Source organism: Pseudomonas sp. LM13 (genome assembly GCF_041381355.1).
In the GTDB taxonomy this organism is placed as follows: domain Bacteria; phylum Pseudomonadota; class Gammaproteobacteria; order Pseudomonadales; family Pseudomonadaceae; genus Stutzerimonas; species Stutzerimonas frequens.
This window is the reverse complement of record NZ_JACBXH010000003.1, coordinates 154553-181548: the sequence shown is the minus strand read 5'-3', so window position 1 is coordinate 181548 and position 26996 is coordinate 154553. Positions and strand designations below refer to the sequence as shown.

At 65.9% G+C, this 26996-nt stretch carries 23 protein-coding genes and 3 pseudogenes; 14 read left to right on the top strand and 12 right to left on the bottom strand.

The window, feature by feature from the left end:
• Positions 1–1418, bottom strand: a pseudogene (gene ccoG / locus HZR81_RS04710) (cytochrome c oxidase accessory protein CcoG).
• Positions 1419–1718: 300 nt separating this feature from the next.
• On the opposite strand from ccoG, the gene HZR81_RS04705 reads away from it, so the two are divergent.
• The 6 genes from HZR81_RS04705 to mdoH all read left to right on the top strand — a co-directional run bounded on the left by HZR81_RS04705 (position 1719) and on the right by mdoH (position 10382).
• Positions 1719–2084, top strand: coding sequence for a CidA/LrgA family protein (locus HZR81_RS04705; RefSeq protein ID WP_125853363.1), 366 nt, complete (start codon positions 1719–1721; stop codon positions 2082–2084).
• Positions 2081–2791 carry an LrgB family protein gene (locus tag HZR81_RS04700; RefSeq protein ID WP_125896975.1) on the top strand — a complete coding sequence of 237 codons (711 nt, stop codon included), beginning with the start codon at positions 2081–2083 and terminating at the stop codon, positions 2789–2791. The genes HZR81_RS04705 and HZR81_RS04700 overlap by 4 nt, the downstream gene beginning before the upstream one ends.
• A gap of 144 nt (positions 2792–2935) precedes the next feature.
• Positions 2936–3715, top strand: a complete 780-nt coding sequence (locus HZR81_RS04695) for a PhzF family phenazine biosynthesis protein (protein ID WP_200599796.1) — start codon at positions 2936–2938, stop codon at positions 3713–3715.
• Positions 3716–3811: 96 nt separating this feature from the next.
• Complete coding sequence (gene bglX, locus HZR81_RS04690; protein WP_500127468.1) at positions 3812–6103, top strand: beta-glucosidase BglX; 2292 nt, start codon at positions 3812–3814, stop codon at positions 6101–6103.
• A gap of 183 nt (positions 6104–6286) precedes the next feature.
• The gene (locus tag HZR81_RS04685) at positions 6287–7813 is read left to right on the top strand and encodes a glucan biosynthesis protein G (protein WP_208218692.1); all 1527 of its coding nucleotides are present in this window, start codon (positions 6287–6289) and stop codon (positions 7811–7813) included.
• Positions 7806–10382, top strand: a complete 2577-nt coding sequence (gene mdoH, locus HZR81_RS04680; RefSeq protein WP_500127443.1) for a glucans biosynthesis glucosyltransferase MdoH — start codon at positions 7806–7808, stop codon at positions 10380–10382. The genes HZR81_RS04685 and mdoH overlap by 8 nt, the downstream gene beginning before the upstream one ends.
• 46 nt (positions 10383–10428) lie before the next feature.
• On the opposite strand, the gene HZR81_RS04675 is transcribed toward mdoH, so the two are convergent.
• Complete coding sequence (locus HZR81_RS04675; RefSeq protein WP_003299726.1) at positions 10429–10770, bottom strand: FKBP-type peptidyl-prolyl cis-trans isomerase; 342 nt, start codon at positions 10768–10770, stop codon at positions 10429–10431.
• Between the two features lie 227 nt (positions 10771–10997).
• Here HZR81_RS04675 and HZR81_RS04670 point away from each other — a divergent pair, with 227 nt between their 5' ends.
• Together HZR81_RS04670 and wrbA are read left to right on the top strand one after the other, a co-directional pair.
• A complete protein-coding gene (locus tag HZR81_RS04670; protein ID WP_133456612.1) occupies positions 10998–11696 on the top strand; it encodes a pirin family protein in 699 nt (232 codons plus the stop codon).
• Between the two features lie 83 nt (positions 11697–11779).
• Positions 11780–12379, top strand: coding sequence for an NAD(P)H:quinone oxidoreductase (wrbA, locus tag HZR81_RS04665; RefSeq protein ID WP_014820960.1), 600 nt, complete (start codon positions 11780–11782; stop codon positions 12377–12379).
• Positions 12380–12394: 15 nt separating this feature from the next.
• On the opposite strand, the gene HZR81_RS04660 is transcribed toward wrbA, so the two are convergent.
• A complete protein-coding gene (locus HZR81_RS04660) occupies positions 12395–12895 on the bottom strand; it encodes a GNAT family N-acetyltransferase (RefSeq protein WP_133456613.1) in 501 nt (166 codons plus the stop codon).
• Positions 12896–13026: 131 nt separating this feature from the next.
• Here HZR81_RS04660 and HZR81_RS04655 point away from each other — a divergent pair, with 131 nt between their 5' ends.
• Complete coding sequence (locus HZR81_RS04655) at positions 13027–13566, top strand: DUF3087 domain-containing protein (protein WP_152481507.1); 540 nt, start codon at positions 13027–13029, stop codon at positions 13564–13566.
• Between the two features lie 45 nt (positions 13567–13611).
• Here HZR81_RS04655 and HZR81_RS04650 read toward each other — a convergent pair whose 3' ends face one another.
• The 6 genes and pseudogenes from HZR81_RS04650 to HZR81_RS04625 form a co-directional block, all read right to left on the bottom strand.
• Positions 13612–14313 (bottom strand): c-type cytochrome, encoded by a 702-nt coding sequence (locus HZR81_RS04650; protein WP_161611586.1) that lies wholly within the window; start codon positions 14311–14313, stop codon positions 13612–13614.
• A 10-nt stretch (positions 14314–14323) separates the two neighbouring features.
• Positions 14324–15300: pseudogene (locus HZR81_RS04645) on the bottom strand (copper resistance protein B).
• Positions 15290–15610 (bottom strand): hypothetical protein, encoded by a 321-nt coding sequence (locus tag HZR81_RS04640; RefSeq protein ID WP_063539956.1) that lies wholly within the window; start codon positions 15608–15610, stop codon positions 15290–15292. Before HZR81_RS04640 ends, HZR81_RS04645 begins: the two are co-directional and overlap by 11 nt.
• A gap of 11 nt (positions 15611–15621) precedes the next feature.
• Positions 15622–17420: pseudogene (locus HZR81_RS04635) on the bottom strand (copper resistance system multicopper oxidase).
• 209 nt (positions 17421–17629) lie between these two features.
• On the bottom strand, positions 17630–18076 hold the full coding sequence (locus HZR81_RS04630) for a DUF411 domain-containing protein (protein ID WP_044315681.1): 447 nt from the start codon (positions 18074–18076) through the stop codon (positions 17630–17632).
• Between the two features lie 20 nt (positions 18077–18096).
• Positions 18097–18354 (bottom strand): heavy-metal-associated domain-containing protein, encoded by a 258-nt coding sequence (locus HZR81_RS04625; protein WP_063539955.1) that lies wholly within the window; start codon positions 18352–18354, stop codon positions 18097–18099.
• Positions 18355–18566: 212 nt separating this feature from the next.
• On the opposite strand from HZR81_RS04625, the gene HZR81_RS04620 reads away from it, so the two are divergent.
• Both HZR81_RS04620 and HZR81_RS04615 read left to right on the top strand, forming a co-directional pair.
• Positions 18567–19250, top strand: coding sequence for a heavy metal response regulator transcription factor (locus HZR81_RS04620; protein WP_500127442.1), 684 nt, complete (start codon positions 18567–18569; stop codon positions 19248–19250).
• Complete coding sequence (locus HZR81_RS04615) at positions 19247–20611, top strand: heavy metal sensor histidine kinase (protein WP_500127441.1); 1365 nt, start codon at positions 19247–19249, stop codon at positions 20609–20611. The genes HZR81_RS04620 and HZR81_RS04615 overlap by 4 nt, the downstream gene beginning before the upstream one ends.
• On the opposite strand, the gene HZR81_RS04610 is transcribed toward HZR81_RS04615, so the two are convergent.
• Both HZR81_RS04610 and HZR81_RS04605 read right to left on the bottom strand, forming a co-directional pair.
• On the bottom strand, positions 20612–21934 hold the full coding sequence (locus HZR81_RS04610; protein WP_500127440.1) for a sensor histidine kinase: 1323 nt from the start codon (positions 21932–21934) through the stop codon (positions 20612–20614).
• A complete protein-coding gene (locus HZR81_RS04605; protein ID WP_011913816.1) occupies positions 21931–22608 on the bottom strand; it encodes a response regulator in 678 nt (225 codons plus the stop codon). The genes HZR81_RS04610 and HZR81_RS04605 overlap by 4 nt, the downstream gene beginning before the upstream one ends.
• A gap of 138 nt (positions 22609–22746) precedes the next feature.
• On the opposite strand from HZR81_RS04605, the gene dsbD reads away from it, so the two are divergent.
• The 3 genes from dsbD to dsbG are packed head-to-tail and all read left to right on the top strand — an operon-like array spanning position 22747 to position 26062.
• Positions 22747–24483: a protein-disulfide reductase DsbD gene (dsbD, locus tag HZR81_RS04600; RefSeq protein WP_500127439.1), complete on the top strand. Its 1737-nt coding sequence runs from the start codon at positions 22747–22749 to the stop codon at positions 24481–24483.
• Positions 24483–25298 (top strand): TlpA disulfide reductase family protein, encoded by an 816-nt coding sequence (locus HZR81_RS04595; RefSeq protein WP_046618681.1) that lies wholly within the window; start codon positions 24483–24485, stop codon positions 25296–25298. Before dsbD ends, HZR81_RS04595 begins: the two co-directional genes overlap by 1 nt.
• Positions 25295–26062: a thiol:disulfide interchange protein DsbG gene (gene dsbG / locus HZR81_RS04590; protein ID WP_500127438.1), complete on the top strand. Its 768-nt coding sequence runs from the start codon at positions 25295–25297 to the stop codon at positions 26060–26062. Before HZR81_RS04595 ends, dsbG begins: the two co-directional genes overlap by 4 nt.
• A gap of 117 nt (positions 26063–26179) precedes the next feature.
• On the opposite strand, the gene HZR81_RS04585 is transcribed toward dsbG, so the two are convergent.
• On the bottom strand, positions 26180–26851 hold the full coding sequence (locus HZR81_RS04585; RefSeq protein WP_068506292.1) for a DUF4197 domain-containing protein: 672 nt from the start codon (positions 26849–26851) through the stop codon (positions 26180–26182).
• Between the last annotated feature and the right edge of the window lie 145 nt (positions 26852–26996).

Genomic DNA, 26996 nt, shown 5'->3' with positions numbered 1-26996 from the left:
CTACTGGCGTAGCGCCGCGATGGGGGCGACGAAGGTGCTCGGTGTGCTCACCCGACTGTCCGGCTCGGCCAGGTCGCTGACTCGGAAACGCAGCTCATGGCTGGAACCATCGGTGTTGGCGAGCAGCGCCACGCTGACCGGCAGATCGGCGATCTCGCCCGGTGCCAGGCTGATCTCGCGCGGGCCTTGCAGCTCGAAGGGGCCGCCGTCCAATGCCAGCGCGTAGCGGCGCGGCTGCTGGGTCTTGTTGATCAGCTTGAGGCGATACATGTTCTCGATCTGGCCCTGCATGTTCTCGCGGTACAGCGTGCGGTCGCGGGTGACGTCCAGCTGCAGCTGTGGCCGCGCGTCCAGTGCCCAGATGAAGGCTGCAATCATGGCGGTCAGCGCCACGGCATAGCCGACCAGGCGCGGGCGCAAGAGGCGGTGGCGCCGCCTTTGAGCGCACGTTCGGAGGTGTAGCGCAGCAGGCCGCGGGCGTAACCCATGCGGTCCATGACGCTGTCGCAGACGTCGATGCAGGCGCCGCAGCTGATGCAGTCCAGCTGCAGGCCGTCGCGGATGTCGATGCCGGTGGGGCAGACCTGTACGCACAGCGTGCAGTCGACGCAATCGCCGAGGCCTTGCGAGCGCGGGTCGCTGCCCTTGCGCCGGGCGCCGCGGTTCTCGCCACGGGCCGTGTCGTAGGAGACGAGAAGGGTGTCGGCGTCGAACATCACGCTCTGGAAGCGCGAGTACGGGCACATGTGCAGGCACACCTGTTCGCGCAGCCAGCCGGCATTGATGTAGGTCGCGGCGGTGAAGAACAGCAGCCAGAAGGCGGTGGTAGCACCGACCTCGAAGCGGGCAAGGTCGGTCACCAGTTCGCGTACCGGGGTGAAATAGCCAACGAAGGCCAGCGCGGTGGCCAGGCTGATCGCCAGCCATAGCACATGCTTGGCGGCACGGCGCAGCAGCTTAGTGGCGGACCAGGGCGCGGCGTCGAGCTTGATGCGCTGCAGGCGGTCGCCTTCGGTGATCTTTTCCACCCACATGAACATCCAGGTCCAGGTGCTCTGCGGGCAGGCGTAGCCGCACCAGATGCGCCCGGCCAGCACGGTGATGAAGAACAGGCCGAACGCGGCGATGATCAGGATCGCCGAGAGCAGGATGAAATCCTGCGGCCAGAAGGTGGCGCCGAAGATGTGGAACTGCTGCCGGTCCAGGTCCCATAGCACCGCCTGGCGCCCGTTCCAGTTCAGCCAGACGGTGCCGAAGTAGAGCAGCATCAGCAGGGCCCCGCCCAACAGGCGCAGGTTGCGGAAACGTCCGCTGAAACTGCGCGTGTGGATGGGCCCGCCGCTCTGGGCGGGCGTCAGGCGGATCGGCTGGCTGGGATCAACGGTTTCGATGATCCGCGCGGGTATGCGGTCGGTCATTGGCTTTCGCCCCATAGGCAGTTCAGGCGAGGCGGATGATCCCCGTCAAGGCTCATGCATAACAGACTCAGATGTGACGGCTAAATACGGATCAGATCGGGCGCGGCAGCGCTGTCGGAACGCAGGCATCGCTAGGCGTTGACCTGCATCAGCGGAAGCCGCCGGGATCGGCTGATCCGCTTTTTTTGTCTGCATCTGATGCTGTTCTGTTGCCGCCAGGCCGGCCATAGTCGAGGCCTTTTGCCGAATGAAGAGGAGCCAACGCATGATTCATCCAATGCTGCCGAGGGAGCATCGCCGATGATTCTCCAAGGCCTGACCTGGCTCGTGCTGCTGCAGCTGCTCGGCAATCTGATCAACCTGGTGCTGCTGCCGGCACTGCCGGGGCCGATCATCGGCATGCTGTTGCTGTTCGGCCTGTTGCTGCTGCGCCGCAGCATTCCGGAGTCTCTGGAGAAGACCGCGGCCTTGCTGCTGCAGTATCTGCCGCTGCTGCTGATCGTGCCGGCCGCCGGCATCATGACCAGCGCCGGCGCACTGCTGGATGATCTGCCAGCGATCGCCGCCGGCCTGGTGTTGTCGCTGCTGATCACGGTGCCGTTCTGCGGCTGGCTGATGCAGCGGCTGATCAGCCGACTCGACCGCCAGCGGGAGGATCAGGCATGACGTTACTCGATTGGCGCACCGCCTGGGCGGCGGTCGTGGTCCATCCTTTGTTCGCCGTGGCACTTACGCTGATCGCCTTTCAGCTGGCGCTGATGCTCTATCGCCGCAGCGGCTGGCTGGTGCTGCAACCGGTGATGGTGGGCATGCTATTGGTGGTTGGCACGCTGACCCTGGTGGACCTGGACTACGCGCGCTACCGCGACGGCGCTGCGCTGGTCGCCATGCTGCTGGGGCCTGCCACCGTGGCGCTGGCGGTGCCGCTGCATCGACATCTCAAGCGTATCCAGCAGCTGTTCTGGCCGATCGTCATCACCTTGGCGGTCGGCGGCGTGCTCAGCGTGGTACTGACGCTGGCGATCGCCTGGACGCTGGGCGCAGAGCTGCCGGTGCTGATGAGCCTGGCGCCGAAGTCCGCGACCATGCCGATCGCCATGCTGGTGGCCGAGCAACTCGGTGGCCTGGCCTCGCTGGCGGCGATATTCGTCATGCTCACCGGGGTCATCGGCACCGCGCTGGGACCGTTGCTTCTCGGCTGGGCAGGCGTCGAGCATCCCGCCGCGCGCGGCCTGAGCTATGGCCTCAACGCCCATGCCATCGGTACCGCCAGGGCGCTGGAGGAGGGTGACGAATGCGGCGCCTTCGCTGCGCTGGGCATGAGTCTGTTGGGCATTCTGATCGCGTTGCTGCTGCCGTTTGCCCTGGGCTGATGTGCGGCGCCGTCGCAAGTAGATGAAACGGACGGATTCCGGGCCCTTCAGCCCTCACGCGCCACTGGCTAGCACCCCGTCAGGCCCGTTAGAGTAGGCGGCGGTCGCTTGACCGTGCACAGGGTGCAAACCATGAAATTGCGGATGTTCCAGGTCGATGCTTTCACCGCTGAACGTTTCCGGGGCAATCCCGCGGCGGTGATCCCCTTGCAGGCCTGGCTGGCGGACGAGCTGATGCAAGCCATCGCCGCCGAGAACAACCTTTCCGAGACGGCCTTCTTCGTTCGCGAGGCGGAAGGGGCCTTTCACATCCGCTGGTTCTCGCCGCTCACCGAAATCGATTTCTGCGGCCACGCCACGCTGGCCAGTGCGTTCGTGCTGCTGGAGCAGGGGCTGGCCCAGGCGCCGCTGACCTTTCGCGCCGCTGCCGTGGGCGATCTGACCGTGCAGCGGCGGGCTGACGGTCTGCTGGAAATGAGCTTCCCCAATCGTGCGCCGGAACCCGTTGCCGAGCCGCCGGCTGCGTTGTTGCAGGGGCTCGGGTGCGAGCCGGAAGCGGTGCTGCGCAATCGCCAGGCGTGGTTCGCCGTCTATCGCGACGAGCACCAGGTGCGCGCGCTGGCGCCCGATCTGCAGGCACTGCGCACGCTGGCGCCACTGGATGTGGTAGTGACCGCGCCGGGGAGCGAGCAGGATTTCGCCTCCCGTTATTTCTGGCCAGCCAACGGCGGCGACGAGGACCCGGTCACCGGCTCCATCCATGCCGGGCTTGCGCCGTACTGGGCCGAGCGGCTGGGACGCAAGGAACTGGTGGCGCTGCAGGCGTCGGCGCGCACGGGCATCCTGCACTGCCGGGTCGAAGCGGATCGTGTGATGGTGGCCGGGCAGGCCGTGCTGTATCTCGACGGCACCATCGAACTTTAAAAAAACGCTCTAACCCATGGCGATCGGTCTTCATGTCCGGCGCGATGGGTGTGCCTGTGTGTGGCTGATCGGTTGATAGGGGAATGGGTTGTGATGATGAAAAGGCTGTTGCCGTTTGTCCTGCTTGCCAGCGCAATGGGCTCCTTCGCCTGTGCGGCGCCGCCGGCGCTGCCGCTGGACGACCGACAGGCACTGATCGAGACCCTGCTCGAGCGCATGACCCTGGCGGAGAAGATCGGCCAGCTGCGGCTGATCAGCATCGGTGGCGACATGCCACGCGAGCGCATCGTCGAGGAGATCGCGGCCGGCCGCATCGGTGCCACCTTCAATTCGGTGACCCGAGCCGACAACCGCCCCATGCAGGACGCGGCCCTGCGCAGCCGTCTGGGCATCCCGATCTTTTTCGCCTACGACGTGGTTCATGGTCATCGCACCATCTTCCCGATCAGCCTGGCCCTGGCATCGAGCTGGGATCTGGAGGCCATCGCCCTGAGCGGCCGCGTATCAGCCATCGAGGCCAGTGCCGACGGCCTCGACCTGACCTTCGCGCCGATGGTCGACATCACCCGCGACCCGCGCTGGGGCCGGACCTCCGAAGGCTTCGGCGAGGATCCATACCTGGTATCGCAGATCGCCGGCACGCTGGTGCGTGCCTATCAGGGCGAGCGCCTGAGCGCTGCGGACAGCGTGATGGCCAGCGTCAAGCACTTCGCCCTGTATGGTGCGGTGGAGGGCGGCCGTGACTACAACGTGGTTGACATGAGCCCGCAGCGCATGTACCAGGACTACCTGCCGCCATACCGTGCGGCGGTCGATGCCGGCGCTGGTGGCGTGATGGTGGCGCTGAACACAGTCAACGGCGTGCCAGCCAGCGCCAACCGCTGGCTGTTGCGTGATCTGTTGCGCGACGACTGGGGCTTTCGCGGGCTGACCATCAGCGATCACGGTGCCATCGACGAGCTGCTGCGCCATGGCGTGGCCCGTGATGGCCGCGAGGCCGCGCGCCTGGCGATCGAGGCGGGCATCGACCTGAGCATGCACGATTCACTCTATCTGCAGGAGCTGCCCGGCCTGGTCGAGCGCGGCGAGGTATCGATCGAGCTGATCGACCAGGCGGTCGCTCGCGTCCTCGGCGCCAAGTACGACCTCGGCCTGTTCCATGATCCCTATCGCCGCATCGGCCGGGCGGCGGACGACCCTGCCGAGGTCAATGCCGAAAGTCGCCTGCATCGCGAGGCGGCCCGCCAGGTCGCGCGCGAGTCGCTGGTGCTGCTGGAGAACCGTGAGCGGACCCTGCCGCTGCGCAAGGATGCCCGCATCGCCCTAATCGGCCCGCTGGCCGATTCCCATGTCGACATGCTCGGCAGCTGGTCGGCAGCCGGCGTGGCGGCGCAGGCCGTGACGCTGCGCCAGGGTCTAGAACGAGCGGTCGGCAAGGACGGCCGGATCATCCACGCGCGAGGCGCCAACGTCACCGACGATGCCGGCATGATCGAGTACCTGAACTTCCTCAACTGGGACCGCCCGGAAGTGGTCCAGGATTCACGGTCGCCGCAGGCGATGATCGACGAAGCGCTGGATGCAGCCCGCGACGCCGATGTGATTGTCGCCGCCCTGGGCGAGGCCCGGGGCATGTCCCACGAATCGTCCAGCCGGACCAGTCTGACCTTGCCGGCCAGCCAGCAGGCGCTGCTCGAAGCCCTGGTGGCCACCGGCAAACCGCTGGTGGTGGTGCTGATGAATGGTCGCCCGCTGCAGCTGGGCTGGATCAGGGAGCATGCCGATGCGCTGCTGGAAACCTGGTTCGCCGGTACCGAGGGCGGCAATGCCATTGCCGACGTGCTGTTCGGCGCACACAACCCCTCCGGCAAGCTGCCGATCTCCTTTCCGCGTTCGGTGGGGCAGATTCCCACCTACTACAACCATCCACGCTTGGGCCGCCCCTATGTCGAGGGTCACCCGGGCAACTACACCTCGCAGTATTTCGAGGAGCCCAACGGCGCGCTGTACCCGTTCGGCTATGGCCTGAGCTATACCGATTTCGAACTGTCCAAACCGCAACTTTCCCAGCGCAAATTGAAACGTGGGCAGCGCCTGGAGGTCAGCGTAACGGTAAAGAACCGCGGCGCGCGCGCCGGTGCGACCGTCGTGCAGCTCTACTTGCAGGATCTGGTCGGCTCCACAGTGCGTCCGGTCAAGGAGCTCAAACGCTTCGAAAAGCTCAGCCTCGAGGCGGGCGAGACGCGGGTGGTGCGCTTCAGTCTGGGCGAGGAGGACCTCAGGTTCCATGACGCCCGGCTCGACTACGTGGCCGAACCCGGTGAATTCGAAGTGCAGCTGGGGCTCGATTCCCGGGCCGTGCAAAGCGCGCGTTTCGAGCTGTTGTAAGAAGTTTTCTGTATGGCGAACCGCATGCAGTCCGGCATCGCCGTCGCGCTCGCCGCGCGCGACGCAACGGCTGGAGTCAGGCGATTCACCACAGCGAAGCAGAGCGAACTCTGCACAAACGTGTAATTCGGAGGCGGTGTGTTACGCATTTTTCAACGCAAGACGGGTGCCCATCCGGCGCGCATGCTGGCGGGGCTGGCAGGTGGGTTGTGCATGCTGATGGCCGGCAGTGCGCTGGCGTTCAGTCTGGATGATGTGGCCAAGCGGGCGCAGGAGCTGGCAGCCAGTCGTTACGAGGAGCCGGTCAGCAACCTGCCCGACGACTTCCGCAAGATGGCATTCGCCGACTACCAGCGCCTGCGCTTCAACCCGGAACATGCCTACTGGAAGGACGTCGAGACGCCGTTCCATCTGCACTTCTATCACCAGGGCATGCACTTCGACACGCCGGTGCGCATCAATGAAATCACCGCGACGAAAGTACGCGAGATTCGCTACGACCCCTCGATGTTCGAGTTCGGCGGCGTCGACATCGACCCGGCTTCGCTGGACGGGCTGGGCTTCGCCGGCTTCAAGGTGCTCTATCCGCTGAACAAGAAGGACAAGCAGGACGAGGTGATGACCCTGCTCGGCGCCAGCTATTTCCGCGTCATCGGCAAGGGGCAGTGGTACGGACTTTCTGCGCGCGGGCTGGCGATCGACACGGCGCTGCCGGTCGGCGAGGAGTTTCCGCGTTTCCGCGAATTCTGGGTCGAGCGGCCGCAGCCTGACCGGCGCAACCTGGTGATCTACGCGCTGCTCGATTCGCCGCGCGCCACCGGCGCCTATCGTATGGTGCTGACACCGGGCAAGGACAGCACGCTGGACGTGCAGGCCAAGGTGTTCCTGCGCGAGCAGGTCGGCAAGCTCGGCATTGCGCCGCTGACCAGCATGTTCCTGTTCGGCGCCAACCAGCCGAGCAATGTCACCAACTTCCGTCCGCAGCTGCATGACTCCGAGGGCCTGGCGATCCATGCCGGCAATGGCGAATGGATCTGGCGCCCGCTGAACAATCCGAAGCGGCTGGCCGTGAGTGCGTTCAGCGTGGAGAACCCACGCGGCTTCGGGCTGATGCAGCGCACCCGTGACTTCAACCGCTACGAAGACCTGGACGACCGCTACGAGCTGCGCCCGAGCGGCTGGGTCGAGACCCGCGGCGACTGGGGCAAGGGCCACGTCGAGCTGATCGAGATCCCGACGCCTGACGAGACCAACGACAACATCGTCGCCTTCTGGTCGCCGGAAAAGCAGCCTGAGCCCGGCCAGTCGCTGGATCTGGAATACCGCCTGCACTTCTCCATGGACGAGCCGAGCCTGCACGATCCTGAGCTGGCGTGGGTGCAGCAGACCCGTATCTCCACCGGCGACGTCAAGCAGGCCAACCTGATCCGCCAGCCCGACGGCAGCACCGCATTGATCGTGGATTTCGTCGGGCCGGTGCTGGAGAAGCTCGCCGAGGATGCGCCGGTGAGCACGCGCGTCAGCGTCGATGACAACGCCGAGCTGGTGGAAAACAGCCTGCGCTACAACACCGTCACCAAGGGCTGGCGCCTGACGCTGCGCGTGAAGGTGCGCGACCCGGCGCGCCCGGTCGAGATGCGTGCAGCGCTGGTCGATGGCGACAAGACCCTTTCCGAAACCTGGACCTACCAGATTCCTCCCCATGAATGAGCAGCATGCAGTGACTGGCCTGACGCAAAGCTATTGCGATGGCCTGGCGTTGAACGAAGTCGAGGATCCGGCCAGATACCGGCAGGCGGCGGAGCAGGGCGGCCTGTTCGCGCTGCATGATGAACTGTCTGCCGAGACCAGCGCGCAACGCAGCCCGTCGCGGCGTCTGCTCGACTCGGTGGTCGCGCGACTGCGGCTGGGCTGGGGCGATCTGTTCGACCGCGCTGGCGTGATCGCCGAGGATCATCAGGGGCGCGCCTATGTGCAGTCGACCCCGCCGATCGTGCGTACGCGCATGGTCCCGGAGCCCTGGCATACCAATATCCTGCGCCGCGGCTGGCGCCGGCTGCTGGGTCGGGCGATCCCGCGGCGCAAGGTCGAACCCAGCCCGCAGCCGCTCGACGAGGCACGCTGGCGCCGAGTTGCCGCCCTGCGCCGCGCGGCGCTGCTGGTGCTGATGCTCGGCCAGACCGCCTTCGCCACCTGGCAGATGAAGGCGGTGCTGCCTTACCAGGGCTGGTTCCTGGTCGACATGCAGGAAGTGTTCGTCCAGCCGCTGTCCGAGTCGGCTCGGCAGATCCTTCCCTATGTGGTGCAGACCAGCATCCTGCTGCTCTTCGCGTTGCTGTTCTGCTGGGTCTCGGTGGGCTTCTGGACCGCGCTGATGGGCTTCTTCCAGCTGCTGCGCGGCAGGGACCGTTACAGCATCTCGGCCAGCAGCCCCGGCACCGAAGCGATACCGGCCGAGGCGCGTACGGCGCTGGTGATGCCGATCGCCAACGAGGATGTGCCGCGTGTGTTCGCCGGGCTGCGTGCGACCTACGAGTCGCTCAAGGCAACCGGTGAGCTCGAGCATTTCGACATCTTCGTGCTCAGCGACAGCAACGACCCGGATACCTGCGTCGCCGAGCAGAAGGCCTGGGTCGAGCTGTGCCGTGCGGTGGATGGCTTCGGCCACATCTTCTACCGTCGCCGTCGGCGCCGGGTGAAGCGCAAGAGCGGCAACATCGACGACTTCTGCCGTCGCTGGGGCAGCAGCTACCGCTACATGGTGGTGCTGGATGCCGACAGCGTGATGAGCGGCGAATGCCTGACCAGCCTGGTGCGACTGATGGAGGCCAACCCCAACGCCGGCATCATCCAGACTGCGCCCAAGGCGTCGGGCATGGACACCCTCTATGCGCGGCTGCAGCAGTTCGCCACGCGCGTCTACGGTCCGCTGTTCACCGCCGGGCTCAACTTCTGGCAGCTGGGTGAATCGCATTACTGGGGCCACAACGCGATCATTCGCGTGAAGCCGTTCATCGAGCATTGCGCGTTGGCGCCGTTGCCCGGCACCGGTTCGTTCGCCGGGGCGATCCTTTCCCACGACTTCGTCGAAGCCGCGCTGATGCGCCGTGCCGGCTGGGGCGTGTGGATCGCCTACGACCTGCCGGGCAGCTACGAAGAGCTGCCGCCGAACCTGCTCGACGAGCTCAAGCGCGATCGCCGCTGGTGTCACGGCAACCTGATGAACTTCCGCCTGTTCATGGTGCGCGGCGTGCACACGGTGCATCGCCTGGTGTTCCTCACCGGGGTGATGTCCTACCTGTCGGCGCCGCTGTGGTTCCTCTTCCTGCTGCTGTCCACCGGCCTGCTGGCGATCCATACGCTGATGGAGCCGGAGTACTTCCTGCAGCCGAACCAGCTCTACCCGCTGTGGCCGCGCTGGCATCCGCAGGAAGCCATCGCGCTGTTCTCGGCGACCATGACGCTGTTGTTCCTGCCCAAGCTGCTCAGTGTGCTGCTGGTCTGCATCCAGGGCGCCCAGGCTTACGGCGGGCGGCTGCGGGTGGTGCTGTCGATGCTGATCGAAACGCTGTTCTCGGTGCTGCTGGCGCCGGTGCGCATGCTCTTTCACAGCGTGTTCGTCACCGCCGCGTTCCTCGGCTGGTCGGTGCAGTGGAAATCGCCGCAGCGCGGCGACGACGCCACCCCCTGGGGCGAAGCGCTGCGCCGGCACGGCTCGCAGATTGTCATCGGTGTGCTCTGGACGGCCTTGGTCGCCTGGCTGGATGCAGCCTTTCTCTGGTGGCTGGCGCCGATCGTGGTGTCGCTGATCCTGTCGGCGCCGGTCTCGGTGATCACCAGCCGAACCGGTCTAGGCCTGGCTGCGCGGCGCAGCAAGCTGTTCCTGATCCCGGAGGAATACGCACCGCCCACCGAGCTGGCCAATACCGACCTGTACCAGCAGCAAAACCAGGCCAACGCGCTGCGCGAAGGCTTCCTCGTCGCGGTGGTCGATCCGCTGTACAACGCGCTGGTCTGCGCCATGGCCCGTGCGCGTCACGCCAAGGTCGTGCCGTCGGCGGAACATCTACGCGAGCAGCGCCTGGGCAAGGCGCTGGCCGCCGGGCCCGATGGCGCGGATGCCGAGGCGGCGCGCTGGCGCCTGCTGAACGATCCGGACGGCATGGCGCTGCTGCACCGTCACGCCTGGGAAGATCCGGCCGGGGCCGTCTGGCTGGCGCGCTATCGGGAGCAGTATCCTCGAGGTGTGGCGCGCCCGGACCTCGCGGGCGAGGCCTGATACCTGCGACTTTCTGGCGGCCCGCAGGGGGCGCCAGAAAGGCTGATCAGTCGTCGCGCGTCAGCACTTCCAGCAGCTCGATCTCGAAATGCAGATCCGAATTGGGCGGGATATGCGCGCCGACCTGGCGCTCGCCATAACCCAGATGAGCTGGCACGAACAGCCTGCGCTTGCCGCCGACCCGCATGCCCATCAGCCCGATGTCCCAACCCTTGATGACCCGGCCGGTGCCAATCACGCACTGGAATGGCTTGCCGCGCGTGTAGGAGCTGTCGAACTCCGTGCCGTCGCTCAGCGTGCCGCGGTACTGGGTGGTGATCAGCGCGCCCTTGACCACCGCTTTGCCGTCGCCGAGCTGAATGTCTTCGACCAGCAATTCATCGTTCATTCGTGCGCTTCCTGAAAGCTGAAAGAGGGAGCGCTTTGTGGCAGGTAAACGCGCTTCGGGCAAGAGGCCGGCTGTCGTGCCGGTTTACCGATGCCAGTTGCCCGGCTTAACTATCGGCAGAATCGATAGTTATTGGCTGAAAATTGCAAACATTATCGATCTGATTGAATGGATCATCTCCTTCATTGGCCGGGGTCGTCCCGGTGACCCGAATTGCGGAGAGCGAGATGATCGAACTACGTCCATATGCCCGGCTTGGTCATGCGCAGCACGGCTGGCTGAACGCCCGCCACCACTTTTCCTTTGCTGATTATCACGACGTCGAGCGCATGCGCTGGGGCCGTCTTCGCGTCTGGAACGACGACAGCATCGCGCCGCAGTCCGGCTTCGAACCGCACTCGCACCGGGACATGGAAATCATCACCTACGTCCGCCAGGGCGCCATTACCCATCAAGACAGCCTCGGCAACCGCGGCCGTACCGTCGCCGGCGATGTGCAGGTGATGAGTGCCGGCACCGGAATCGTGCACAGCGAGTACAACCTGGAGGACGTGGAGACACGCATTTTCCAGATATGGATTCACCCGCAGCAGACCGGGCTGCCGCCGGCCTGGGGTACTCGACAGTTCCCCAGCGGCGAGCGCGCCGGCGCCTTTGTCACGCTCGCCAGTGGTCTGCCCGGCGATGACGACGCGCTGCCGATTCGTGCTGAAGCCAGGCTGGCAGCGGCTACGCTTGCAGCAGGGCAGAGCGCCGACTACGTCATTGCCGCAGGACACAGGGCGTACCTGGTGCCGGCCAGCGGCCAGATCGAGGTCAATGGACTCGCGATTGCCGCCGGCGATGGCGTGGCCGTGCATGATGAAACACGGCTGAGCATCAGGGCCGTGGAAGACAGCGAAGTCGTCCTGGTCGAGTCGCTCTGACGGCCACCGTCGGAACGACCCGCCTGGCGCGTTATCCCATCCACAACGTTATTCAGACTCACCCACCGAAAGAGGAAAGCAAGATGGCGAAGATTCTCGTGCTCTATCACTCCATGTACGGCCACATCGAAACGATGGCCAATGCCGTCGCCGAGGGCGCACGCCGCGTTCCCGGCGTCGAGGTGACGATCAAGCGCGTGCCGGAAACCATGCCGGAAGACGCCTTCCGCAACGCCGGCGGCAAGGTCGATCAGCCCGCCGACATCGCCGATCCGAATGAGCTGCCGGACTACGACGGCATCATCTTTGGTACTCCGACCCGCTTCGGCAACATGTCCGGGCAGATGCGCAACTTCCTCGACCGCACCGGCGGCCTGTGGGCCAAGGGCGCGCTGCATGGCAAGGTCGCCAGCGTGTTCGCCTCGACCGGCACCGGCGGTGGGCAGGAGATGACCATTACCTCGACCTGGACCACCCTGGCGCACCACGGCATGGTCATCGTGCCGACCGGTTATGGCATCAGCGAGTTCTTCGACATCTCCGAAACCAACGGTGGCACGCCCTATGGCGCCACGACCATCGCCGGTGGCGACGGCTCGCGTCAGCCTTCGGAGAAGGAACTGGCCATCGCACGCTACCAGGGTGAGCACGTGGCGAAGATCACCAGCAAGCTCAAGGGCTGACGAACGACGCAGTACCTATGCTGGGACCCGCCCGGGTCCCAGCAACAGGCCATACATCAGTTCGTCGACGAAGCCGTCGTCGCTGCTGCGCTTGTAGGCAGCGCGCTGCGTGCCTTCGTGGACGAAGCCGAAGCGCTCGTAGAAGGCGATCGCCCGCGGGTTGTCCGCTTCCACCGTCAATTCCACACGACGAATGCCGCTGGCGGCCAGCTTGTCGAGGGCTTCCTGCATCATCCGTCGCGCCAGGCCGCTGCCTCTCACCTCGGGCGCGACGGCCAGGGTGCCGAGGTAGGCGACATGGGCGGCGCGGCCCAGATGGCGTTGCACCTTGTAGAAGCCTTGCACCACGCCATCGTCTTCGAAGACATAGAAGCCGGCGCTTTCGAACAGCGGCTCGAAGACCTTGCCGAAGTGCTCGCGAGGCATGGGGTCGAAGCCCAGGTACCGCTCCACGTCCGGGTGCATGTAGATGTCGTAGACCCGCTGCTGATCGGCGGGCGTGGCAAGGCGGCGCATTGTTATCTCCAGTTGGGGCGGGCCCAGCATAGCCGGAGCGCGGAAGATACTGCGCTGTATCAGTTACCGCACGGCGATTGAGGTGATAATGGCCGCCGCACATCTTTTGCCTCAGCCAAGGACATCGCCCCGTGGTGCTATTCGAGATCGTTCCGCTCAGCCCCGAAACCTATCGCCAGCAGACCCGGCGCAGCACCCTGATCGTCGCCGTGACCTTTGCCGTCCTCGCCATGGGCTTGTCGACCCTGGCCGTGGCGCTGTTCGGTGAGCCCGGTGGCGACAACCTGCGGCTGAACATCGGCGGCGTGGTAGCCGGACTGGCGCTGACGATCGGAATCGTTAGGTGGCTGTACTGGCAGCAGCCGTGGATGGCGGCGGCGGTGTACGGCTGGCAGCTCAAGCGCAGCCTGATGCGCGTGACCAACATGATGCACCAGGTCAAGGCAGGCGTAAGTGCGGACGATCCGGATGCGATGAAACTGCTGCGCTTCTATCACCTGGGGCTGACGCAGATGCACCAGCTCGACGGCAACCTCACCGGGCTCAGCGATTCGGTCGCCGAGATCGACCGTCACCGCGAGGCAATGGAGGCGCGGAACATGGATATCGACCAGCCACGCCTGGAGTCCGTGTGGCTGGAGCGCGTCGGACAGATCGAGGCGAAGCGCTGAGGCGAATTGCCTGAGGGACGATTGCGCCGGCCATGGCGCAGCCCATCAATGCACGTGGCGGCTGCCATCCGGGTGATGGTGTACATCGGCTTCCGGTACTGCTTCCGAATGCGCCGGTGCCTGCTCGTCGTGTGCGCCCTGATGATGGGCTTTGCCTGCAGGCTGCTGATCGGCGGCAGGAGTCGGATGCTGGCCGCTGTGATCGTGCATGTCCGTTTCACCGCCACCGTGCTGGTGGCCGTCACTGGCGTCCACCAGCGTCTGGTATTCCATTGGGGTGAGTGACGGCAGCTGTTCGACGAAGGCGACCAGCGACCAGATGTAGCGGTCTTCCATGAACTTGCCCCACGCCGGCATACCGGTGGATTTGAGCCCATGCTTGATGACCCAGAATGTTGCGGCCGGGTCGTTGTCGCGGGAGTCCTCGGCAAGTGGCGGCGGGGCGGGGTAGAGACCCTGGCTCAGTTCGGTCGGCTCGACTCCCGGCGCCAGGTGGCAACCGACGCACATGGCCGCATAGTTGCCCGCGCCCGAGCGCATCTGCTCCGCCGATCCCAGCGGAGGTACCTCGATGTCACCGGCGCGTACAGCCACGGCGCGTTCCCGGGTGGTCTCCAGCAGGGTGTGCAGCGGCGCGCTGTGCGGGGCGTCCGCGCCGACGTCGATGATGCCGGAATACGCCACCAGCGCGCCGCCGATTGCGATCAACAGGGTGCTCAGTGCCAGTGTCGCCAGGACAGTCTTCATAGGTCGGGTCTCAGAACCAGAAACGAATACCCGCCACCAGCTTCGCCTCGCTGACGTCTTCGTCATCGGCACGCAGCAGGTCAGCGGTATTGCCGTAGGCTCGGCCCCAGCTGACGCCGACATAAGGCGCGAACTGACGGCTGATCTCGTAACGCAGGCGCAGTCCGACACTGGCGTCGCTGAGACCGGAGCCGACGCCGCGCGCCTCGTCGTTGCGCCCGTGCAGGTTCAACTCCGCGGTGGGTTGCAGTACCCAGCGCTGGCTCAGCAGGATGTCGTATTCGGCCTCCAGGCGCAGCGCAGTCTGGCCACACCCTCGCCGAGAAACGCGGTGGCTTCGGTTTCCAGACCGAACAGCGGCATGCCCTGCACGCCAAAGGCTGCCCAGGTTTGTGGCGAACCGGGCTTGAAGTCCTGACGCACGCCGGTGACGGTCTCCCACCAGGGGCCGATGGCGTGGCTCCAGAGCAGCTGCAGCTCGGCCTCCTCGGTGTGGCCATTGGTGCGCTCACCCTCGGAACGGAAGGCGAGGCGGTCGATATCGCCGCCATACCAGCCGGAAATGTCCCAGGCCAGCGTGCTGCCTTCGTCGGCGTCCTGCCATTCCAGCTGATCGGCGAGGAACAGAAAATTGCTGCCGCCCTGGTGCATAGAATGAGGCGGCAGGTCGGGAAATGCCGCGGCGCGGTCAGCATCGCTGATCGTAGGAATTGGCGTGCGCGGCTCCTGTCCGGTGCCAACGCCGGTGACCGGCGGGTGAGCCATTGAACTGTGATCCATGCTGCTGTGATCGCGATGATCCATGCCGCCTTGGTTCATGGGCTCATGGTTCATCTGGCTGTGATCCATCTGCCCAGGATCCATCTGGCTGTGGTCCGCTGGCGCAGCGTGCCCGGCGTGTCCGGAATGATCCATGGCCTGCTGCGCCTGGCTCGCCGTCGCAGCCAGTGCGAGGGCGATGGCGACCGGCAGTGTCTTAATGATCATGCGGCTTGCCTTGTTCGGCGCCCTTTGGCAGGTCCTTCTGCATCTTTCCGTTGCCCATGCTGCCGTGGTCCATGTGGTCGGAACCCATGTGCTGGTCGTGCATGTCCTGCATCTTGTCGTGGCCCATGCCCTGCATCATGTCGCCCTGCTTTTGTCCGGGCTTGGGCTGGCTGGCCTGCGGCGCGGCCTGTTCGGCTGGCGCGTTGGCGGGATGATGACCATCGTGCTCACTCTGAGCGTAGACAGTGGTGAGGCCGAACGTCGCAGCCAGGCCGAAGGCGAGCAGGGCGGTGCGCTTGATTGTCTTCATGGTTTTCTCCGTCATTCTTCTACGCGGACTTCGCGGAACATCCCGAGGTCCATGTGCATCAGCATGTGGCAGTGATAGGCCCAGCGCCCGAGGGCGTCGGCGGTTACGCGATAGCTGCGTTTCGAACCCGGTGGCATGTCGATGGTGTGCTTGCGCACCTGGAAATTGCCGTGTTCGTCCTCCAGATCGCTCCACAGCCCGTGCAGGTGGATGGGGTGGTGCATCATGGTGTCGTTGACCAGGACGAAGCGCACCCGCTCGCCGTACTTGAGGCGGATTGGCCCGGCGTCGGCGAAGGGAATGCCGTCGAATGACCAGGCGAAGCGTTCCATATGGCCGGTCAGGTGCAGTTCGATGGTGCGCGTCGGCTCACGGCCGTCCGGATCGGCGAAGGTGCTGTGCAGGTCGGCATAGGTCAGCACGCGCCGGCCGTTATCGCGCAGGCCGATGCCGGGATCGTCCAGCTTGGGCACCGGCATCATGGTCTGCATGTCCACCAGCGGGTTGTCGGTTTCGCTGGCCGGATGCGTCTGCATGCCGCCGCCGGACGAGCCGTGGCCCATGGTCGCGTGGTCCATCTGGCCATTCATCTCATTCTGATTCATCGCGCCGTGATTCATGTCGCCATGCCCGGCGTGAGGATCGTCGCTCGGCGCAGGCGCAGCAGCCTGGCCGTGGGCGGCATGATCACCGTGGCCCATATCCTCCATGCTCAGTTCTGGGCGCGGGTCCGGCTTGGGCACCGGCGCCTGCAGGCCATCGCGCACGGCCAGGGTGCCGCGGGCATAGCCGCTGCTGTCCATGGCTTGGGCGAACAGGGTGTAGGCGTCCTGGCTGCCGTCCGGCTCGACGATCACGTCGAGGGTTTCCGCCACGGCCAGGCGCACTTCGTCCACCTGCACCGGTTCGACGTTCTGCCCGTCGGCGGCGACCACGGTGAGCTTGAGACCGGGGATGCGGAAGTCGAAATAACTCATCGCCGAGCCGTTGATCAGGCGCAGGCGGATGCGCTCGCCTGGCTGAAACAGGCCGGTCCAGTTGCCGTCCGGCGCCTGGCCGTTGAGCAGGTAGGTGTAGGTGGCACCGCTGATATCGGCCAGATCGGTCGGCGACATGTTCATCTTCGCCCAGGCCCAGCGCTCGCTGACGGTGTCACTCCAGCCGTTGTCGGCGACGTCATTGATGAAATCGCCAAGCGTGCGGCGGCCCCGGTTGTAGTAGTCCGAGCGCTTCTTCAGCTTGGCCAGCACCCGTGCCGGGCTTTCGTCGGTCCAGTCGGAAAGGAACACCACATAGTCGCGATCGTAGCTGAAAGGCTCCGGCTCCTTGGGATCGATGATCAGCGCGCCATAGACGCCCAGCTGTTCCTGAAAACCGGAGTGGCTGTGGTACCAGTAGGTGCCGCTCTGGACGACCTTGAAGCGGTATTCGTACATGCCATCCGGCGCGATGCCGGCGAAGCTGAAGCCGGTAAGCCGTCCATGTTGGCCGGCAGCAGGATGCCGTGCCAATGGATGGAAGTGTCGTGGGGTAGCCGGCTGCGCACGCGCAGGGTCACGGTGTCGCCCTCGCGCCAGCGCAACAATGGGCCGGGGATGCTGCCGTTGATGGCCATGGCAGTGCGGCGCTTGCCGGTGAAGTCCACGCTCATGGAATCAATGGTGAGGTCGAACTCGGTGCCGCTGAGCACCGTCGGCTGACCTGGGCTGGTCAGCGCCCAGACGGGCTGTTGCCACAGCCCGAGGCCAGCGACGGCGCCGCCGGCAGCCAGGCTTTTGACGAAGGTGCGCCGAGAACTGGCCAATTGCATGCGGGTCCTGTTCGGTCGATCGAATTGTTGGTTTGCCGCCGCGCAGGCGCGACGTTGCAACGCTTGTGACAAGCACCATAGCGCGGTGCATCTGTCAGCGACCTGAAGCGAAAATTACGATTTTGTCAGCTGGCAGCGTGGCCAGCCCCAATCGGGCTGGCCCTGCCGGAGATGCCGAACGGCATCGCCTGTCCTGATGGCAGCGCGGCTTAGCGAACCGGTTGCGCGCCGAGGTAGTCGCCGAGCACCAGATCGCGGCCCTTGGTGGTCAGGCCGATCACCTGGTACTGCTGGTGCGGCTGGCCATAATCCATGCCCGGCGAGCCCGCCGGCATGCCCGGTACGGCAACACCGGCGAGATCGTCGCGCTTCTTCAGCTCATGAATCGCCGCAACCGGAACGTGGCCTTCGACGAACTTGCCGTCAATCACACCGGTGTGGCATGAGCCCAGGCGAGGCGCGACACCCAGCTTCTGCTTGACCGCCGACATGTTGCTTTCGACGTGATCGCGCACCTCGAAACCGTTGGCCTCCAGGTACTTGATCCAGTCCTTGCAGCAGCCGCAGTTGGCATCGCGATGCACATCGATGACGTCCGCGGCGTGGGCCATGCCGGACATCAGCAGAGCGGCGAGTGCGGTGAGGTAGAGTTTCATGGGCTTCTCCAGAGCGATGTTCAGTTGCAGCCGCAACCGCATCCGGTTTTGCGGGGCGTCGGGGCAGGCGAGTCGGTGGTGACCTCGGCAGGGTAACCGGCTTCGTCGAGTGCGGCGATCAGCTCCGCGCTATCGGCCGTGCCGTCTATCCGGGCGAGCCCGGCGGCCAGATCGACCTCGATGCGCTCGACACCCGCCAAGGGCTGTAGTGCCGCGGTTACATGCCGGACGCACGCGCCGCAGGTCATGCCGGATACCTTGATTTGAATGCTGGTCATGGGATGGTCCTCGGTTAGCCAGTCTGGTAGTACTGGCTTGATGCTCAACCTTGACGTGATGGTAAGGTCAAGCCTCATTTTTCTTAGTGCCACGCTAACCCCAGCGGCCTGACAAGAGGCTGATCGGAAGATTACTTTTTTGTCAGCTTCGTGGCGTCCCAGCTGCGGGCACTGCCACACTTGCGGCGTCGCCACCGAAGGAACTCGCCGCCATGAAATTGCTGGTCGCTGAAGACGAACCGAAAACCGGCATGTACCTGCAACAGGGACTGAGCGAGGCCGGCTTTACGGTCGACCGTGTCACCAGCGGCATCGACGCGTTGCAGCATGCGCTGAGTACGCCCTATGACCTGCTGATTCTCGACGTGATGATGCCGGGCCTGGATGGCTGGGATGTGTTGCGCCTGGTGCGGGCGTCGGGCAACGAGGTGCCGGTGCTGTTTCTGACCGCGCGCGATCGCGTCGAGGATCGCGTCAAGGGGCTGGAGCTGGGCGCCGACGATTATCTGGTCAAGCCGTTCGCTTTCTCCGAACTGCTGGCGCGCGTGCGCACTCTGCTGCGACGAGGCACCGCGGCGGCCTTGCAGCTCCAGTTGAAGATCGCCGATCTGGAGGTCGATCTGCTCAAGCGCCGCGCGGTGCGGGCCGGCCAGCATATCGACCTGACTGCCAAGGAATTCGCCCTGCTGGAACTGCTGCTGCGTCGGCGCGGCGAGGTGCTGCCCAAGTCGCTGATCGCTTCCCAGGTGTGGGACATGAATTTCGACAGTGACACCAACGTCATCGAGGTGGCGATCCGTCGCTTGCGTGTGAAGATCGACGATGGCTTCGAGCCCAAGCTGATCCACACCGCACGGGGCATGGGTTACATGCTCGACGAGCCGGACGCGCCATGAAGCGGCTGTCGCTGACCGCGCAGCTGAGCCTGATGTTCATGCTGGCGGTGACCGGCGTGCTGGCGGCGGCCGGTTACTTCTTCAGCCAGCTCAGCGAACATCACTTCGACGAACTGGACCGCCATACGCTGCACGAAAAGCTCGAGGCAAGCCGACGCCTGCTAGGGGAGCTGGACGACCTGCAGAACTTCGAGCGCGTTCGCCCACAGCTGCAGGCGCTGCTCGGCGGGCACAGCGAGATGCGCGGTTTCATTTTCGATGAACGCGGTGCACAGCTGTTTCCTCAGCCGGGCGTTGATGAAGCGGAACCGCCGTTACTCGAGCTGATCGGCCGGGAGGCGGGAGAGCTGACACTGGACGGCCACGTCTGGCGTGGCGAGGCCGGGCATGTCGCGATCGGCGCGCAGCGGCTGACCTTGCTGATCCTGCTCGATGTCACCGCGCACAAGGCATTCTTCCATACGTTCAGCGGCTGGCTATGGTCGGCGCTGGTGCTCTGCGCCTTGCTCAGCGGGCTGCTCGGCTGGCTGCTGGTGCGCAGCGGCTTGCGACCGTTGCGCGAGGTGACCCAGGTGGCCGCCTCCGTCTCGGCCAAGTCGCTGCGCGAGCGCATCCCTGACGAGTCGACACCGGCCGAGCTGCAGCAGCTGGTGCAGGCCTTCAACGCCATGCTGGCGCGGCTGGAAGACGCCTTCGTGCGGTTGTCGAACTTCTCCGCCGACATCGCCCACGAGCTGCGCACGCCGCTGAGCAACCTGATGACTCACACCGAGGTGGCGCTGACCCGCGCGCGCACGCTGGATCAGTACCAGGACAACCTGCATTCGAATCTGGAGGAGTTGCAGCGCATGTCGCGGATGATCGACGACATGCTGTTCCTCGCCAAGGCAGATAACGGGCTGATCGTGCCGGACGCCAAGCCCATCGCGCTGGATGCGTTGTGCGCGCAGCTGCTGGACTATTACCAGCTCTCGGCGGACGAGCGCGGGGTGCGTTTCGAGCTTGTCGGTGCCGGCACCATTCAGGGCGATCTGTTGATGCTGCGCCGGGCGCTGTCGAACCTGATGTCCAATGCGCTGCGCTACACCCCCGACGGGGAGCGCATTCGCGTGGCCATCGAGCGCGGCGCTGATCAGGTGACGCTTGAGGTGAGCAATCCCGGCGCGAGCATCGCGCCCGAGCATCTGGAGCGACTGTTCGACCGCTTCTATCGGGGCGACCCGGCGCGGCGCGAAGGCAGCCCGAGCAATGCCGGGCTGGGCCTGGCGATCACCCGTTCGATCGTTCAGGCCCATCGCGGTCGTATCCAGTGCAGTTCCGCGCAGGGGCTGACGTCTTTCGTGCTGGAATTCCCGAACTGATCAGCGCTGCAACGGCACCGTCAGCGAAACGCGCAGGCCGTCGGCGTGGCTGTCGAAGGTGAGGGTGCAGTCGCAGCGTTGCGCGATCGCCTGGACGATGGCCAGGCCCAGGCCGCTGCCACTGCTGGCGGCGTGTCGCCAGAAGCGCCGGGTCAGGTGCTCGAGATGCTCGGCGGCGATGCCCGGGCCCTGATCGCGTACTTCGAAGCGTACTCGCCCCGCTTCAGGCAGCAGGGTCAGCCTGACGGCGCTGCCCGGCGCGGTGTGGCGCTGGGCATTTTCCAGCAGGTTGCGCAGCGCGGCGATGGCCAGCACCGGCGGCATGGCCAGCGGCGTGTCGGGCAATTCCGCCGGGACCTGCAACAGGATTGGCGCGCCGTCACCGCCACTGGCGTCCTGAATCGCCAGTCGCGCGACCTCGGCGGCGGTGCACTGCAGGCCATCGTCGAAATCCAGACTGCCTTCCACCCGGGCCAGCAACAACAGCTGTTCCAGTGTGCGCTGCAGGCGGTCGGCGCCGGCCTCGGCGTTCGCCAGCGCCTGTTCGGCGGCGGCGCCTTCGGTCATGCGTGCTACCTGCAGGTGGGTCTTGATCGCCGTCAGCGGGCTGCGCAGTTCGTGGGCGGCGTCGCCTGTCAGCCGGCGTTCGCGTTCGATGGCCTGGGCGATGCGCTGGAACAGCTGGTTCTGCGTCTGCACCAGCGGCAGCAGCTCCGGCGGCAGGCCTTCGACCGGCAAGGGTTCGAGGGAGTCGGCGCTGCGTCGGGTCAGTGCCTCGCGAATCCTGCGCAGGGGCGCCAGCCCACGGCCCAGGCCAAGCCAGAGCAGACCCAGGCTGCCGAGCAGGGCGACCGCCACCGGCAACGCCGCCGCCAGCAACACCGAGCGTTTAAGCGCGGCACGCTCATCCAGACGGTCGGCCGTGGTGATGCGCAGCTCGCCTTGCACCAGGGTGAAGCTGCGCCAGGGCACGCCGTCGATCAACTGGTCGCGAAAGCCGTTCTGCTCGGCGTCCAGCTGCTGGTCGGGCGCACTGTGGCTACGCGCCAGCACCTCGCCACGCAGCGAGCTGACCTGGCAGGCCAGGCCGTTGGGGATGCCCAGTTGCTCGGCGCTCAGACGCTGCGGCGGGCCGTCGCCGGGCACCGGCTGCGGCAACTGCACCAGCAGACCGGCGACCATGCGCGCCGAGGCCGCCAGGCGCTGGTCGAGCGAGAGCATCATCTGGCTGCGCAGATCGACCAGCATCCAGGTCGCAGCCAATGCCCAGAGCAGCACGAAGGCCGAGCCGAGCATCAGGGTCAGGCGCAGACGCAGGCTCATGGCGCGTCCTCGTCGCCTGCGAGGCCGAGGCGGTAGCCGAGGCCTCGCACGGTTTCGACGATGCCGCTGCCGAGCTTGCGCCGCAGATGGTGGATATGCACGTTCAGCGCGTTGCTCTCGACGTCGTCGGCAAAACCATAGACCGCGTCCTTGAGCTGCTCGCTGCTGAGCACCCGGCCCTGATTGTTGAGCAGTGCCTGCAGCAGTGCCTGTTCGCGGCGTGACAGGTCGACGAGGCGGCCGTCCAGGCGTGCTTCGCAGCGGCTCGGGTCGTAGCTCAACCGGCCATGCTCGATGAGGTTGACGCTGCGGCCGGACATGCGCCGCATCAGCGTGTGCAGGCGCGCGGCCAGCTCGCGCAGGTCGAAGGGCTTGAGCAGGTAATCGTCGGCCCCCGCCTGCAGGCCGGTGACCCGGTCGCTGACCGCATCGCGCGCGGTGAGCACCAGCACCGGCAGCTCCAGGCCCTGCTGGCGCAGGCGTCGCAACAGGGCGAGGCCGTCTTCGTCGGGCAGGCCGAGGTCGAGGATCAGCACATCGAAGTGCGCCGCGCGCAGCAGGGCTTCGGCAGCCGCCGCGGTCGCGGCATGGTCGACGATCAGGCCCTGGGCGTTGAGCCCGGCGACGATACCGCTGGCGATCAGCGCGTCGTCTTCGGCAAGCAGCACGTGCATGGGGAGGGTCCGCAGAAAAAGCTCGAGGGTGGACCTTAGCGATTAAGGCAGCGTTACGCAGCCCGTGTGGTTGCGTTAATGGCGCGTTAATCCCGCCCCGGCATGCTGCGCGGCAGTCATTTCTCGGCCAGGACTCTCATGCGCACATTGGTTCTTCTGCTGTTTCTGTTGGCGCCCGGATTGGCGCTGCCGGCCGGTGGGCTGTTCGGCGGCGGCTCGCAGGGTGATTTTCTGCCGGTGGACGAGGCGTTCGCGCTGACGGTCAGCCCGCAGGAGAACGGCGCGACGCTGCTGCACTGGCGGATCGCACCGGGCTATTACCTCTATCAGCAGCGTCTGCAGTTCGACGGCCTGCCGCCGGAGCGCCAGCCGCCACTGCCCGAGGGCGAGCCCTACAGCGACGAGTTCTTCGGCGATTCGCAGATCTACCGCGACAGCCTCGAACTGCTGGTCCCGCCAGGCGCCGAGAACAGTGTGCGCCTCGGCTGGCAGGGCTGCGCCGATGCCGGGCTCTGCTATCCGCCGCAGACCCGCGAGGTATCGCTGAGCGGTGACGGCATCGCCTCGGCAGCCTCCGGGCAGGCCGAAGATCAGGCGCTGGCCAGCGGCCTCGAAAATCAGGCACTGGGCTGGAGCCTGCTGGTGTTCTTTGGTCTCGGTCTGTTGCTGGCCTTCACCCCCTGTTCGCTGCCGATGCTGCCGATCCTGGCGGGCATCGTGGTCGGCAGCGGTGCCACCTTGCGCCGTGGTTTTGCCCTGGCGGCGACCTACGTGGTCAGCATGGCGCTGGTCTACGCCGGGCTCGGTGTACTGGCGGCGCTGCTCGGCGCCAACCTGCAGGCGGCGCTGCAGCAGCCCTGGCTGCTGACCAGTTTCGCCGTGCTGTTCGTGTTGCTGGCGCTGCCGATGTTCGGTTTGTTCGAGCTGCAATTGCCGGTGGCGCTGCGTGATCGCCTGGAGCGTGCCTGGCGCCAGCAACGCGGTGGCAGCCTGGCCGGTGCCGGCGCGCTGGGAGTGCTCTCCGGCCTGCTGGTCGGCCCCTGCATGACCGCGCCACTGGCCGCCGCGCTGCTGTTCATCGCACAGAGCGGCAGTGCGCTGCAGGGTGGCCTGGTGCTGTTCGCGCTGGGCCTCGGCATCGGCACGCCGTTGCTGTTGCTGGTGACGGTCGGCCAGCGCTTTCTGCCCAAGCCGGGCGCCTGGATGGATCGGGTCAAGGTGGTGTTCGGCTTTCTCTTCCTCGCGGCAGCGCTGTTCGTTGCGCGTCCGTTGCTGGCCGACTGGCTGTGGCTGGGCCTGTGGGGCGCGCTGCTGGTGGTGCTCGCCACCGCCTTGCTGCATGTGGCGCAGGCAGTGCAACGCCAGCGCGTGCTCTGTCAGGCCAGCGGCGTGCTGCTGGGGCTGTGGGGCGCGGCGATGCTGCTGGGTGCCGCCGGCGGAGCGGATGATCCGCGTCGGCCACTGGCGATCTATGCCGGCGGCGTGGCGACGGGTGCGGCGGTCGAGTCCCACGCGCTCGGTTTCAGCGATCCAGCGGTGTTGGATCGCGAGCTGGCGGCAGCCAAGGCGCAGGGCCAGTGGGTGCTGATCGATTACTACGCCGACTGGTGCGTCTCCTGTAAGGTCATGGAGAAGGAGGTCTTCGGCAATGCCGAGGTGCAGGCGAGCCTGGACGGCGTGCGCGTGCTGCGCCCCGACGTGACCCGCAGCGACGCCGCCAGCCGCGAATTGCTGGACCGTTACCAGGTGCTCGGCCCGCCGACGCTGCTGTGGATCGGCCCGGATGGCGTCGAGCGCCGCGAACGCCGTATCACCGGTGAGGTCGGTGCCGGGGACTTTCTGCAGAACTGGAACCAGACCCGGGAGCGAGGTTGATGCTGACTGTGAATATCGGGCCGCTGGCCCTGGCGGTGCCCCATGTATTGCTGCTGGGCAGCCTGCTGCTGGCGACCCTGACCGGCTGGTGGGTCGGCCGCCGCAGCGAGCGCAACCCGGAGCGGCAGCTGTTTCGCCTGCTGCTGGTGGCGCTGTTCGTGGCTCGCCTGGCCTTTGTCACGCTGTACTGGGCGTACTACCGGGATGACTGGCTAAGCGTCATCGATATCCGTGACGGTGGCTTCATCGCCTGGCCCGGGCTGGTCGCTGCGCTGGCGTTGGGCATCTGGTGGGGCTGGCGCGACCGCGAACTGCGCAAGCCGCTGGGTATCGCGCTGACGGTGGGAATCCTCAGCTGGGGCTTCAGTAACCTGGCCTGGCATTCCTTCGAGCAGGGCACGCGGCTGCCGGAAATGGCCCTGCGCGACAACCAGGGGCGTCCGGTGGCGCTGGAGGATTATTCAGGTCAGCCACTGGTCATCAATCTCTGGGCGACCTGGTGCCCGCCGTGCCGGCGCGAGATGCCGGTACTCGCCGACGCCCAGGCACGGGAAAGCGACACCCTGTTTCTGTTCGTCAATCAGGGCGAGGGGGAGGGGGAGATCAACCGCTTCCTGGAAACCGCAGGGCTGAGTCTCGATAACGTCCTGCTCGACAGTGGCGGGCGCCTCGGTCAGCACGTGGGCTCCACGGCGCTGCCGACCACGCTGTTCTACAACGCCGATGGCCGCCAGGTCAGCAGCCATCTTGGTGAACTCTCGCACGCCAGCCTGGCGCGCGCGCTGGAAAAACTGAAAGAGGAAGCTGCGCAGTGATTCGATTCAAGCCGTTACCCTACCTGCTGGCCGGCGTCAGCCTGCTGGCCCTGCCCATGGCGCAGGCCGAGGAATTGCCGGAGGCGATCAAGGCCGTCGAGGCGCGTGGCGGCGAGGTCGTCGGCCGTTTCGAGGCACCCGGCGGGCTCAAGGGCTATGCCGCGCGTTACAACGGGCAGGGCATGGCGCTGTATCTCACCCCGGATGGCGAGCACGTGCTGATCGGTAGCCTGCTCGATGCAAAAGGCGAGGACCTGACCCGCGCGCACCTGGAGAAGCTGGTCTACGAACCGCTGGGCAAGGAAATGTGGACGCGCATGGAGAACAGCACCTGGATCGCCGACGGCAAGGCCGACGCACCGCGCATCATCTACATGTTCAGCGACCCTAACTGTCCGTACTGCAACATGTTCTGGAAGCAGGCCCGGCCCTGGGTCGAGTCCGGCAAGGTGCAGTTGCGGCACATCATGGTCGGCATGCTGCGCGCCGACAGCGCCGGCAAATCCGCCGCGCTGCTCAGCGCCAAGGATCCTCAGGCAGCGCTCAACGAGCACGAGGCGGCCGGCAAGGCGAGCAAGCTCAAGGCGCTGGATAAGATCCCGGCAGAACTGGAAGAACAGCTCACCAACAACCTGATGCTGATGAGCGAACTGGGTGCCCAGGCGACTCCGGCGATCTTCTATCTCGACGACAACGACCGTCTGCAGCAGCACCAGGGCGCACCGCGGCCCGATGCGCTGGATACCATCATGGGGCCGCGCTGACGCGGCGCTAGGGATGCGTGGAAAAGCGCTGCGCACGTTTTCCACCCTGCGGCGGGGCAATAGACACCGGGTGGATGGTTGAAGCCATCCACCCGGTAGGCGACTCGCTAGTACGCATCAAAGCGCGCCGAATACCTTTTTCGCCAGGCTGGTGGCCGCCGCGGCGGGATTCTTGCGAATGCTCGCCTCCTGCTCGGCAATCACCGTGAACAGGCCGTTGAGCGCCTGTTCGGTCACATAGCTTTCGATATTGGCGTAGTTGCCGTTCAGCCCCGCCGGCACCTTGGCCGCCACCGCGTTGTACTGCTGCGCCAGGCCGACCTGGTCGGTGGCCTGCTTGACGATGGGCAGGAACCTGGCGCGGATCTGCTCGCGGCTGGACTTGTTCAGGTACTGGGTAGCCGAATCGTCACCGCCGGCGAGAATCGCCTTGGCGTCCTGCACGGTCATCTTGCGCACGGCATCGAGCAGCAGTTGCTGGGCCTCGGGCACGGCCTTCTCGGCGGCGAGGTTCATGCTGTTCTCCAGCTGCTCGACCTGCGCGCCCATGCCGAGCATTTTCAGCATCCGCGAAGCCTTGCCGATGTTGCCCGGCAGCTCGATGCGCACGTCCGGATCGCTGCTGAAGCCACCAGGGCGGCCGAGCTGCTGTACGGCGACCTTGGCGCCCTGGCTCAGGGCATCCTTGAGGCCGGCGCTGGCATCGCGTTGGGTCAGGTCGGCGAGCGACAGGGCGAAGGCACTGGCGGAGAGGGCTAGGCCGGCGACGAGAGTGGTGATGCGATACATGGTGATTACCTTGCTGGCAGGTGGAGTGTGTCTGGCGTCTTAACGCCGCTGGGTTCTTGCATTGATGCTAGTGGATTACCGGCGGCGCGACATCCCGGCGACGATGCGCTACCGTCCTGCCCTTCGCCGTTTTGGAGAGCCGTAC

Excerpts from the sequence above, each read along its gene's own strand:
- HZR81_RS04705 (WP_125853363.1), top strand. The coding sequence starts at position 1,719 with ATGATTCTCCAAGGCCTGACCTGGCTCGTGCTGCTGCAGCTGCTCGGC.
- HZR81_RS04700 (WP_125896975.1), top strand. The coding sequence starts at position 2,081 with ATGACGTTACTCGATTGGCGCACCGCCTGGGCGGCGGTCGTGGTCCAT.
- HZR81_RS04695 (WP_200599796.1), top strand. The coding sequence starts at position 2,936 with ATGTTCCAGGTCGATGCTTTCACCGCTGAACGTTTCCGGGGCAATCCC.
- bglX (WP_500127468.1), top strand. The coding sequence starts at position 3,812 with ATGAAAAGGCTGTTGCCGTTTGTCCTGCTTGCCAGCGCAATGGGCTCC.
- HZR81_RS04685 (WP_208218692.1), top strand. The coding sequence starts at position 6,287 with ATGCTGGCGGGGCTGGCAGGTGGGTTGTGCATGCTGATGGCCGGCAGT.
- mdoH (WP_500127443.1), top strand. The coding sequence starts at position 7,806 with ATGAATGAGCAGCATGCAGTGACTGGCCTGACGCAAAGCTATTGCGAT.
- HZR81_RS04675 (WP_003299726.1), bottom strand. The coding sequence starts at position 10,770 with ATGAACGATGAATTGCTGGTCGAAGACATTCAGCTCGGCGACGGCAAA.
- HZR81_RS04670 (WP_133456612.1), top strand. The coding sequence starts at position 10,998 with ATGATCGAACTACGTCCATATGCCCGGCTTGGTCATGCGCAGCACGGC.
- wrbA (WP_014820960.1), top strand. The coding sequence starts at position 11,780 with ATGGCGAAGATTCTCGTGCTCTATCACTCCATGTACGGCCACATCGAA.
- HZR81_RS04660 (WP_133456613.1), bottom strand. The coding sequence starts at position 12,895 with ATGCGCCGCCTTGCCACGCCCGCCGATCAGCAGCGGGTCTACGACATC.
- HZR81_RS04650 (WP_161611586.1), bottom strand. The coding sequence starts at position 14,313 with ATGAAGACTGTCCTGGCGACACTGGCACTGAGCACCCTGTTGATCGCA.
- HZR81_RS04640 (WP_063539956.1), bottom strand. The coding sequence starts at position 15,610 with ATGAAGACAATCAAGCGCACCGCCCTGCTCGCCTTCGGCCTGGCTGCG.
- HZR81_RS04630 (WP_044315681.1), bottom strand. The coding sequence starts at position 18,076 with ATGAAACTCTACCTCACCGCACTCGCCGCTCTGCTGATGTCCGGCATG.
- HZR81_RS04625 (WP_063539955.1), bottom strand. The coding sequence starts at position 18,354 with ATGACCAGCATTCAAATCAAGGTATCCGGCATGACCTGCGGCGCGTGC.
- HZR81_RS04620 (WP_500127442.1), top strand. The coding sequence starts at position 18,567 with ATGAAATTGCTGGTCGCTGAAGACGAACCGAAAACCGGCATGTACCTG.
- HZR81_RS04615 (WP_500127441.1), top strand. The coding sequence starts at position 19,247 with ATGAAGCGGCTGTCGCTGACCGCGCAGCTGAGCCTGATGTTCATGCTG.
- HZR81_RS04610 (WP_500127440.1), bottom strand. The coding sequence starts at position 21,934 with ATGAGCCTGCGTCTGCGCCTGACCCTGATGCTCGGCTCGGCCTTCGTG.
- HZR81_RS04605 (WP_011913816.1), bottom strand. The coding sequence starts at position 22,608 with ATGCACGTGCTGCTTGCCGAAGACGACGCGCTGATCGCCAGCGGTATC.
- dsbD (WP_500127439.1), top strand. The coding sequence starts at position 22,747 with ATGCGCACATTGGTTCTTCTGCTGTTTCTGTTGGCGCCCGGATTGGCG.
- HZR81_RS04595 (WP_046618681.1), top strand. The coding sequence starts at position 24,483 with ATGCTGACTGTGAATATCGGGCCGCTGGCCCTGGCGGTGCCCCATGTA.
- HZR81_RS04585 (WP_068506292.1), bottom strand. The coding sequence starts at position 26,851 with ATGTATCGCATCACCACTCTCGTCGCCGGCCTAGCCCTCTCCGCCAGT.